This window comes from Phocaeicola sp. (assembly GCF_048170425.1).
Taxonomy (GTDB): domain Bacteria; phylum Bacteroidota; class Bacteroidia; order Bacteroidales; family Bacteroidaceae; genus Phocaeicola.
Map to the genome: position 1 here is coordinate 1 of NZ_DBEXBB010000215.1, position 10,872 is coordinate 10,872.

Genomic DNA, 10,872 nt, shown 5'->3' on the forward strand with positions numbered 1-10,872 from the left:
TTATATTTGTTTACCTAACTACAAAAACAAAAGCCATGAAAGAAATCAAACTTGAAATCTGTATCCATTCCTTACAATACGATGAACTCACCCCACAAGACCGTGAACTGATGGACAAAGCCAAAGAAGCCACTTCACGCAGTTATGCGCCTTACTCCAAATTCTCAGTCGGTGCCGCTGCCCTGCTGAAAAACGGGGTGATTGTGACGGGTACGAATCAGGAAAACGCGGCCTACCCATCCGGAACATGTGCCGAACGTACCACACTGTTTTATGCCAATTCCCAGTATCCTGACCAGCCTGTGCTGACACTGGCCATTGCTGCCCGAAGTGAATCCAGCTATCTCGACACACCGATTCCTCCTTGCGGAGCCTGCCGGCAGGTGTTACTGGAAACTGAACAGCGCTACCAACAGCCTATGCGCATTTTACTATATGGAGAAAAAGCGATTTACGAGATAGACGGAACCAAAGACTTGTTACCCTTATCTTTCGGCGGGGAGTTTTTGAAATAAACTCCCTCACCCTACCACATAACGGGCATACTTTCCAGTCAACCGGCGAAGCAAAATCACCAGTCCCCATGATACAAGGAAAGCAACTACCGCAGCAAACGATATCTGCAATCCGACAGGCACGTGACACATACGGGCCAGCACTACGCTCGGACCGGTGAAGAAATAATGAATCATATACACTCCGAAACCGCATACCGTCAGATTGGCAAGGGCTTTCTGTATTTGCTGATTATTTACACGGACTTTCTTGCAAAGCATGAATAATGGAAGGGTCATCAGTACCACGTTCGGTGAGCAATAGTAGAAGAAAAGTTCGAGCTGTTCTTCCGTGCAGTCGGGCGATGCGGTCATGTGACGGAACCCGAAGAACGTGACACAGAAACCTACGACAAACATAGGGATTCCCCATCCCAGTGTTTTTGCCAGACTCCATTCCGTGTGACGCAGATAATGTCCTAACAGCAGATAACCGTTGAATCCGGCAAACATATAGAGCATATAAAACTCGTTCCAGGAACAGGACCCCCAAATGTAAGGCCCTACAAATTCTCTGTAATAAGGAACGAAAAGCGTCACACCCCAAGCCACAAGGAACCACCGCTGTGCTTTCCGGCTGGCTTTTTCCACCCAGGCAGAAAATACCGGCATGTACAGATACAGCCCGATAAGCAGATAAATGTACCACATGTGCACGTCCAGCAAAGAGAAGTTGAACGGCATCTGTGCAATGTATCCCAACGATACATCGAGCGACTGGCGCATCACTTCCTCACCCGAATACGGGAAAAAATCAAGAATAACTTCCGGAGCTACTCCCAGTAAACCTGTAATCCACGGGAAAAGATTGTAAATGACCGACCAGATAAGGAAAGGCCAGAACACACGCCCGATGCGTTTACGATAGAACGGAGCCACCTCCCCTTTTACCGGCAACAGCAAGGCTCCTGTAATCATCACAAACAAAGGCACACACGGACGAAGTAAGGAACCGTACACGGCACCCCACCACTTGATTTCCGCAATATTGGCCGGAGGTTCTCCCGGATAGAAGTTAAACGGGTCTGCCGAATGGCAGCATATTACAGTGAACATGGCTACCAGACGAACCACGTCGAGCCACACAATGTGTGTTTTTTGAGTAGGATTTAAAGTTGAGTCCATAATAACTAACTGATAATTTGAAGATTATACCTATATTTTCATAATATCCCAAAGGAGTCCTGACGAACAGAAAAAAACGCAAGTGCGTTTCCACAAAAACGTACTTGCGCTTTAAGTAAAACGCCTAAGCGTTTTGATCAAAACGTCCTTGCGTTTCGGATAAAACGTACTTACGTTTTCTTCCAAACGCAAAGGCGTTTTTTGAGTCTTATTTATCGCCGTACATACGGGCACGCATTTCCTTGATATGGTCGGATGAAATATACTCGTCGTAGCTCATCATCTTGTCAATGATTCCATTCGGAGTCAACTCGATGATACGGTTGGCCACAGTTTCGATGAACTCATGGTCATGTGAAGCAAAGAGCACATTTCCCTTGTAAATCTTCAGGTTGTTGTTGAACGCCTGAATAGATTCCAAATCCAGGTGGTTGGTCGGAGTATCCAGAATCAGACAGTTGGCATTACGTAACTGCATGCGGGCAATCATACAACGCATCTTCTCACCTCCCGACAGCACGCTGACTTTCTTCATTACCTCTTCACCAGAGAACAACATACGGCCGAGGAAGCCTTTCATCTCCACTTCATTACCCTGACCGTACTGGCTCAGCCAGTCTACCAGGTTCAGGTCGCAGTTGAAATAATCCGTATTATCCAGCGGCAAGTAAGCCGTGGTAATGGTTACTCCCCAGTTATAGTGTCCGGCCTGTGCTTTACGGTGTCCGTTGATAATCTCAAACAAGGCCGTCATGGCACGCGGGTCGCGGCTCAGGAAGACAATCTTGTCGCCCTTCTCCACGTTGAAGTTCACATCATTGAAAAGCACTGTTCCTTCTTCCGTTTCGGCACGCAGTCCGGAAACCTCCAGAATCTGGTTACCCGGTTCACGGTCCATCGTAAAGATGATACCCGGATATTTACGGGAAGACGGCTTGATTTCATCCACATTCAGTTTCTCCAGCATCTTCTTACGGCTGGTAGTCTGCTTGGATTTCGCTACATTGGCAGAGAAACGACGAATAAATTCTTCCAGCTCCTTACGTTTTTCTTCTGCCTTGGCCTTCTGGTTCTGCTGCTGACGGAGAGCCAGCTGGCTGGATTCATACCAGAAGCTATAGTTACCGGCAAAGAGGTTCACCTTGCCGAAGTCGATGTCCACTGTATGCGTACATACCGAGTCAAGGAAGTGACGGTCGTGGCTCACCACGAGTACGGTATGTTCAAAGTTCGAAAGGTATTCTTCGAGCCAGGTCACCGTATCCATGTCCAGGTCATTGGTCGGCTCGTCGAGCAACAGGTTGTCCGGATTTCCGAAAAGCGCCTGTGCCAGCATCACGCGCACCTTTTCCTTACCACTCAAATCACCCATCAGCGTGTAGTGCTTGTCTTCTTTTATGCCCAATCCGCTCAGCAGGATAGCTGCATCGCTCTCGGCATTCCAACCTTCCAGTTCGGCAAACTTTTCTTCCAGTTCGGCAGCCTTGATACCGTCTTCATCGGTAAAATCTTCCTTGGCATACAGAGCCTCGCGCTGCTTCATGATGTCCCAAAGGATGGTGTGTCCCATCAGCACGGTATCGAGCACCGTGTGGGCATCAAACTTAAAGTGGTCCTGGCTCAACACTGAAAGACGTTCGCCCGGTCCCAGGGTAATGCTACCCTTAGTAGGGTCCAGCTCGCCTGAAATCACTTTCAGGAACGTAGACTTACCGGCACCGTTGGCTCCGATAATACCATAGATATTACCATTCGTGAACTTCAGGTTCACGTCGTTATACAACACTCTTTTACCAAATTGAACGGCTACATTTGAAACTGTTATCATCTGTTTTTTCTACCTTTTTTGAATTATGGCACAAAGATAATATAAAAATATGAGATACAGTACAAAGGAGAAGAGGAGGTTTCACTTCGGACAGACAAGTACCGCACGTCTTACGAAATCAGAACCAGTCTTTCAACTCCGAAGCCTTGGCCTTGCTGATGATGATTTTCTCGGGCACCGGCACTTTCAAGTTGATGACCAACCGCCCGTTGAACCACAGGCTGATGTCGGATACGGCCTTCCGCGACACGATAAACTGGCGGTTGGCACGGAAGAAATCATGCGGATTCAATTGCTCAGCCAGTTCATCGAGCGACTGGGAGAAGACAAATTCTTTCCCTTCACTATCTACCGCCTTGACCAGTCCGTTGGAGATATAAAAATACTGGATGGCTTCCACCGAAACAGGCAGAAGTTTATCCCCCTTCACCGGCACCAGGAAATGCGTCTTGTAATTCTCTTCCTTTTTCAAGCTACGGATAATGGCCGACAAGTCAGGCTGTTTCTCTTCCTTCACCTGTCCGCCCAGCAATTCCAGTTTGTGCATGGCCTCCTGCAAATCTGTCCAGCTGATGGGCTTGAGCAGATAGGCCACACTGTTCACCTTGAAGGCCCGCAAGGCATATTCATCGTAGGCCGTAGTAAAGACGATAGGGCACGTGATGTCTACCTGCGCACAGATGTCGAAGGCTGAGCCATCTGCCAGATGGATGTCCATAAACACCAGCTCCGGCATGGGATGCGTGCGAAACCACTCCACCCCGTCGAAAATACTGTCCACTTCGCCGACGATTTCAAAATCGGTATCCACTTCCTGCATCACGGCCTTCAAGTTACGCAAGGCCGCTTTCTCATCTTCTATAATCAAAGTCTTCATATCAAAGGCAGAATAACGGTGAAACGATGATTTTCCTCTTTTACGATTATGTCTTTTTTATACAGCAACTGATAGCGCTTGGCCAGATTTGCCAGTCCGATACCCATTCCGGCACTCCCTCCCCGTTTGGGCTGAAGCGGATTGCTCACCTCCACCGTGTCACCTTCGGCTATCACAGACACTGTCAGCGGACGGCGGTTACTGATTTCATTGTGCTTCACGGCATTCTCCACCAATAACTGCAGGGCCATGGGGGGCAGCTTCCGTGACATCAGTTCCGGATGGATACGGATATCAAACTGAAGATTCTCTTCATAACGCACCTGCAAAAGGTACATGTACGACTGCACGAACTCCATTTCCTCCCGCAATGTCACGGAATGCGACTCATTGTCCTGCAAGGTATAACGCATCACCCGCGACAGTTCTTCCAGGTAACGGCGAGCCTTGTCGGGCGACTCCCGAATGAGCAAATGCAAGGTATTCAATGAGTTAAACAGCATGTGGGGGTTCAACTGGCTTTTTAAAGCCTCGTACTGATTAATGACATTTTCCATACGCAGCTGCTGATTTTCGAGCAGCATCTTGCGACTTTTCCTATTCTGATGAAAGAAATAGCAGCTTCCCGTCACAATGCAGGTTATCAGGAAATCACGCAAGGGATGAAGATAATGATGAAGCATGGCATCAATGGCAGGCACATCGAAATGCTGATGCAGGTAAACAAAACATTTGCCCAGCAGGTTACTTACTACCCAGGTCAGCACAAACGAACAAACCACCTTTTTCCACCCGATAGAAACCATATCGCTATTGAATCGGAACACGGCTTCATTCAGGAAAAAGAGAAAAAGAAGGGAAAGGTACGTAAACAGTACCTCATTGCCCACATCGGCCCAGTGCATGCCCGGAAACGAAAGCCCGTCGGCCGAATACGGATTCGACAAGGTAATCAGTTCCGGGAAATGCGTAAGGAATGCCACCATGATGGAGATGGCATTCACTATCAGCACATATTTATTACTCCAGATTCGCTTCATGCTGCAAAGTTATTCATTTTTTGCCGACTTACGTGCCGACACATACATGCCGGGACGAAAATCTTTTTGCGGATGAGCTACACGAGCATACACTTTGATGGAACGGTTGGCATTGTCTACCATCTGGTCAATGGAAACCAGTACGGCTTCGAAGGTTTCATTTCCCATTCCGTTTACATGGAACTCCATACGGTCGCCCACATTCAACTTATCCAGATCTTTTTCGTAGGCTGTAAGCTGCAGCATCGGGGCCTGCTTGTCAATCACATCACACACGGGCTCACCTACATTGAAATATTTTCCTACGTTCACGCTCATGTTCGTGACATAGCCGTTTAATGGTGCTTTTATCTCCAGATAAGGCTGAATACCTTTTGTCTGCAAGCTGCGGGCATCTACTCCTAAAATCAGCAACTGGGCTGCAGCTGCATCCAGACGACTCTTCATCGACAAATATTCCGCCTTGCTCTGCTGCATCCGTTTTTGTGAAGCAGCCTCATGAGAAGCCAGATTCTGCTGGCGAAGATATTCTTTTTCCAGGAACTCTGTCTGCGCAGCTGCATCGAGCCAGGTTTGCTGCAAGGCAATGAATTCCGGATTCTCCAACGTCAGAATGACCTGATTTTTCCGCACATAATCACCCGGAAGGAAAGAAACACTGTGTACAGCCCCACCCATACTAAGGGTAATCGTTGCGTGTTGCTGTGGCGGTATCATCAAAATGCCGTTAAAAGAAGGCGCATTGGCCACCTGGGTAGCTCCCGTAGTTCCATCCACTTTCAGGCTGTCGGCAGATGCCTGAAGACTATCCTGCTGTACGGGCTGTACCGCTGTAGATTCATCGGATGTTTTTTCAGTGGCACCACCTCCGCAAGAGGCCATCACCAGCGAGTAGCATAAGGCTGAGAAAAAAAGAATTTGTTTCATCTTGCTATGTTTTTTATTTTTATTCTGTATATAATTCGATTTCCAACACGGATACATTGTATGCATACACCGTCTCAATATAATTCCGGCGAATGTCACGGGAAGCATTCAGACTCTGCACAAACTCCGTAATGTTGATTTCACTTTCCTTGAACTTCATCAAGGCACTTTCCTGCAAGGCATCCGCCTCTTTCAACGCAGCCTTGGCATAATAGTCCAGGCTTTCCTGCTGCTGGCGCACACGACGGTAAAGTTCCTCCACTTTGTTATTCAGTTGCACACGGTTCTGGTCGGCCTCCCATTGAGCTATCTGCAAACTCACCTTTGCCTGCTTGCTGCGGCTGCGCTGCGGGAAGAACAGAATGGGGAAAGACACACCCACCATCCACGAATTCAAGCCATTCAACGGAGCAATTTTCTGACGGACATAACCCAGCGAAAATTCCGGAAAGAACTTGCTCCGCTCTATCCGGAGCTGCGATTTCTTTTCCTGCACCTGACTGGCAAAATAGTTCAGATGAGGGGCCGAAAGCATCCGGTCTTGCAAGGACAAGGGAAGTATAGCCAACGAACTGTCAATAGGCACCACTTGCTCACCGGCATAGCAAGCCCACGCAAAACGGCGGGAAGCCAGTTCCATCTCCTCCCGCGCCTGCAAGCTGCGAGTATGAAGTTCGGCTGCAAGCGTGGCAATCATATTACGCTCCGTCTGGTCAATATCTCCTTGCTGGTAACGCAAATCACCGCTCTCACGCAACTTCAAAGCCAACTCTTCTTGCGCTCCGTACAAATGATACAGGTGGAAAGCATACTGATAATATACCCAGGCACGTTTCACTTCGGCCACAATTTCTTTCTCCACCATGTCACGGTAATGAGTACCAGTCGTTACCTGGGCATTCACCAGCGCATTCTTATAAAAAGGAGTCAGCAAAGAGCCTAACGACTGTTCCACGGCCAGTTCATTATCTTTCTTGTATTCGCCGTTCAATTGTCCCCAGGAATAGCTGAACGAGGTATTTCCTCCATCCCACACCTCACCACGGGCTGCGCGGCTGCGTTCAATCTCCGCACTGGCCATCTTCAGACGGGGATGGTTCTGCAAGGCTATTTCTACCGCCTCATCCAGAGTAATTGCTTTCTGCGGAGTAACTGCAGAAACAGATACGGCTGCGAGGAGCAACATACACGTCATACCCGCCTTGCGTCCCAACCGTGCGCGATGTCTTTTCCGGCCCCACAGATGGGCTATCACATTTACCAGACGATAGAATACCGGAATGACAATCAGGGTCAAAACAGTAGATACTATCAGACCACCAATCACTACCGTGGCCAGCGGACGCTGTACCTCGGCACCGGCAGAAGTAGCTACAGCCATCGGCACAAAGCCCAACGAAGCAACCAGTCCGGTCAGGAAGACAGGTCTCAACAGATGAGGACATCCTTTTGCTATAATTCGGTTCGTACACATGGTATATGTTTTTTCTTTTCGCAAATCATTAAAATGGTTAATCATCAGAATACCGTTCAACACGGCTACACCAAACAGGGCGATGAATCCTACACCGGCTGAAATACTGAACGGAAGTCCGCGCAACCACAGAGCTACCACACCGCCAATCAGTGACAAGGGTACCGTAGAAAAGACAACCAATGAATAGATAACACTGCGGAAGGCAAAGAACAGCAACAGCAGAATCAGCATCAGCGCAATCGGAATGACAATGCTCAGGGTACGCACGGCATTCTGCAAGTTCTCAAACTGTCCGCCGTATTCCCAGTAGTATCCCGGTTTCAACTTGATATTTTTTTCCAGAGAGGTACGTATCTGCTCTACTACCTGCTGAATATCGGCATCGCGCACATTGACCCCAATGACAATCCGTCGTTTGGTCGCATCGCGGTTAATCTGCAAAGGACCGTTTTCCAAATCAATGCTGGCTACCTCGCTGACCGGTATCTGAATACCTTCTCCCGTGCGGACAAACAGTTTGTCGATATTCAAGTCCTTCACCTTTTCGTTATCCAAACGAAGTACCAGGTCGAAACGACGTTCGTTTTCAAAGACTACCCCGGCGGTTTCTCCAGCGTATGCCGTACGAATAATGGAATTCAACTCTTCTATGTCAATGCCATAACGGGCTATTTTAGAGCGGTCATACTTCACCAACAATTGCGGAAGTCCCATGGCCTGCTCCACCAACACATCAGCGGCTCCAGGCACCTGTTCCACAAATTTCGCAGCTTCTTTGGCCTTGGCATACAACTCAGCCATATCCTCTCCATACAGTTTGATAGCAATGTCGGCTTTGGCACCCGTCATCAACTCATTGAAACGCAACTGAATAGGCTGGCTGAAGTTGAATTCTGCCCCTTCTACTGTTTCCAATGACTTCTTCATCTTCTCTACCATCTCTGCCCGACTGCTGGCCGATGTCCATTCACTGAAAGGCTTCATCACAATCATCACGTCGGCATCCTCTACCGCCATCGGGTCGGTTGGGACCTCTGCGGTACCAATCTTGGCGACCACATGCTTGATTTCCGGGAAATCCTGCTTCAGTTTCTTTTCAGCCTCAAGCGACACCTCGATGCTGCGGCTCAATGAACTACCTGCCGGAAGCGTCATCTGCATGGCAAAGTCACCTTCGTCAAGAGTTGGAATAAACTCGGCGCCCAAGCGGGTAAACAGGAAGAACGAGAATATTAATAAGGTAAAGGCTGACACCAGCGTACCCCATACATGCGACAGGCAGAAGTCCAGTGTACGGCGATACACACGGTTCAATTTCTCAAAAAAGCGGTCGGCCAATGTCGGTTTTACCGATACCGTACGCTTCAGGAACAAGGAAGCCATCATCGGCACATAAGTCAGCGACAGCAGCAGAGCACCGATAATACAGAACACCAGCGTCTTGGCCATCGGGGTAAAGTATTTTCCTTCGATTCCGGTCAAAGTCAATATAGGGAAAAACACAATCAGAATAATCAGAACGGCAAACGTGGCGCTTCGTACGACATTGCCGGCTCCTTTCTCCACCTCTGCATCCATTTCTTCTTTGCTGAGGGTACGCCCCATCAACCGACGGCCATAGATATGTGCCAAGATTCCTTCCAATATCACAATAGAACCGTCTACCACAATACCAAAGTCGATAGCTCCCAAACTCATCAGGTTGGCAGATACACCGAACACTCTCATCAGAATAAAGGCAAAAAGCATAGCTAACGGGATTACGGAAGCCACAATCAATCCTGCACGGACATTGCCGAGGAACAGAATCAATACCAGGAACACAATAATGGCTCCTTCCACCAGGTTGCGGATAACTGTCGAAATGTTACGGTTCACCAATTCTGAACGATTCAGATAAAGTTCTACACTGACGCCTTCGGGAAGCATCTTCTGTACCTTCGCCACGCGCTTCTCCAACTCCTGCGTGACCACATTGGCATTGGCACCTTTCAGCATCATGGCAATACCTCCCACGCATTCGCCTTCTCCATCCTTGGTCATGGCACCAAAACGCTTAGGAGCCCCATAGCGTACTTTACCAATATCGCTCACATGTACAGGGATACCTCCACGATTGGTCACGACAATCTGTTCAATATCTTTCAAGTCGGTAATCATACCCTCCGAACGGATGTAATACGCACGGTTTACCTTTTCTATATAACTACCTCCGGTATTCTGATTATTGCGGCTCAATGCATCGTACACATCGCTGATGGTGATATTGAGCGAATACAAGGCATCCGGGTCGACAGCTACTTCATATTGCTTCAGGTATCCTCCGAAACTGTTGATTTCCACAATGCCTGGAATGCCCGAAAGCTGTCTTTTCACAATCCAGTCTTGAATGGTACGCAACTCCATGGCATCATACTTATCCTCATACCCGGGAGCCACTTTCAGTACATACTGGTAGATTTCACCCAAACCGGTAGTAATGGGCATCATCTCCGGTACACCCAACTCCGAAGGTATTTCTCCGGCCACGGTTTGTATCTGCTCATTCACCAGCTGACGGGCATCCAGCGTGGGCACACTTTCCTTAAACACCACGGTCACCAGCGACAAGCCGAAACGGGACACGGAACGAATTTCCTCCACATTCATGATGTTGCTCATGGCCACTTCTATCGGAAAAGTAATCAACTGTTCCACCTCCTGAGGGGCCAAAGTGGGCGACACGGTAACAATCTGTACCTGATTATTGGTAATGTCGGGCACTGCATCGATGGGCAATGTCAGCATTGAATAAATGCCCCCAATCATTAAAAACAAGGTTGTCAGCACGACAAACAGTTTTTTTCGAATTGAAAAACAGACTATTTTCTTAAACATTTTCTTGTGTATTGATTGATGATGGAAACAAAATTACCTCACACCACACAATAAAAGCCCAACAAACGTGCGAAGCTGACAAATCAAGGGTTGAACTGACCTATCAGAATGATGAAATGCCAAAACCGGGAGTGCACGTGTAATCTTCGTCTTTTCTATGTCAGTGT

7 protein-coding genes and 1 pseudogene are annotated in these 10,872 nt (G+C 48.2%); 1 reads left to right on the forward strand and 7 read right to left on the reverse strand.

Annotation, left to right across the window (positions count from 1 at the left end):
- Positions 1-35: 35 nt before the first annotated feature.
- Positions 36-515, forward strand: a complete 480-nt coding sequence (locus ACMJ0U_RS08485) for a cytidine deaminase (RefSeq protein WP_417129546.1) — start codon at positions 36-38, stop codon at positions 513-515.
- Positions 516-521: 6 nt separating this feature from the next.
- Here the strand turns inward: ACMJ0U_RS08485 and ACMJ0U_RS08490 are convergent, their stop codons facing one another.
- The 7 genes and pseudogenes from ACMJ0U_RS08490 to ACMJ0U_RS08520 form a co-directional block, all read right to left on the reverse strand.
- The gene (locus tag ACMJ0U_RS08490) at positions 522-1,679 is read right to left on the reverse strand and encodes an acyltransferase (RefSeq protein WP_417129547.1); all 1,158 of its coding nucleotides are present in this window, start codon (positions 1,677-1,679) and stop codon (positions 522-524) included.
- A 208-nt stretch (positions 1,680-1,887) separates the two neighbouring features.
- Complete coding sequence (locus ACMJ0U_RS08495; RefSeq protein WP_007561688.1) at positions 1,888-3,507, reverse strand: ABC-F family ATP-binding cassette domain-containing protein; 1,620 nt, start codon at positions 3,505-3,507, stop codon at positions 1,888-1,890.
- 118 nt (positions 3,508-3,625) lie between these two features.
- Positions 3,626-4,384 carry a LytR/AlgR family response regulator transcription factor gene (locus tag ACMJ0U_RS08500; RefSeq protein ID WP_417129548.1) on the reverse strand — a complete coding sequence of 253 codons (759 nt, stop codon included), beginning with the start codon at positions 4,382-4,384 and terminating at the stop codon, positions 3,626-3,628.
- Positions 4,381-5,424 (reverse strand): sensor histidine kinase, encoded by a 1,044-nt coding sequence (locus ACMJ0U_RS08505; protein WP_417129549.1) that lies wholly within the window; start codon positions 5,422-5,424, stop codon positions 4,381-4,383. The genes ACMJ0U_RS08500 and ACMJ0U_RS08505 overlap by 4 nt, the downstream gene beginning before the upstream one ends.
- 9 nt (positions 5,425-5,433) lie before the next feature.
- Complete coding sequence (locus ACMJ0U_RS08510; protein WP_417129550.1) at positions 5,434-6,351, reverse strand: efflux RND transporter periplasmic adaptor subunit; 918 nt, start codon at positions 6,349-6,351, stop codon at positions 5,434-5,436.
- Positions 6,352-6,370: 19 nt separating this feature from the next.
- Positions 6,371-6,886 carry a TolC family protein gene (locus ACMJ0U_RS08515; RefSeq protein WP_394357938.1) on the reverse strand — a complete coding sequence of 172 codons (516 nt, stop codon included), beginning with the start codon at positions 6,884-6,886 and terminating at the stop codon, positions 6,371-6,373.
- A 65-nt stretch (positions 6,887-6,951) separates the two neighbouring features.
- Positions 6,952-10,705, reverse strand: a pseudogene (locus ACMJ0U_RS08520) (CusA/CzcA family heavy metal efflux RND transporter); the annotation flags it as partial.
- Positions 10,706-10,872 lie beyond the last annotated feature (167 nt).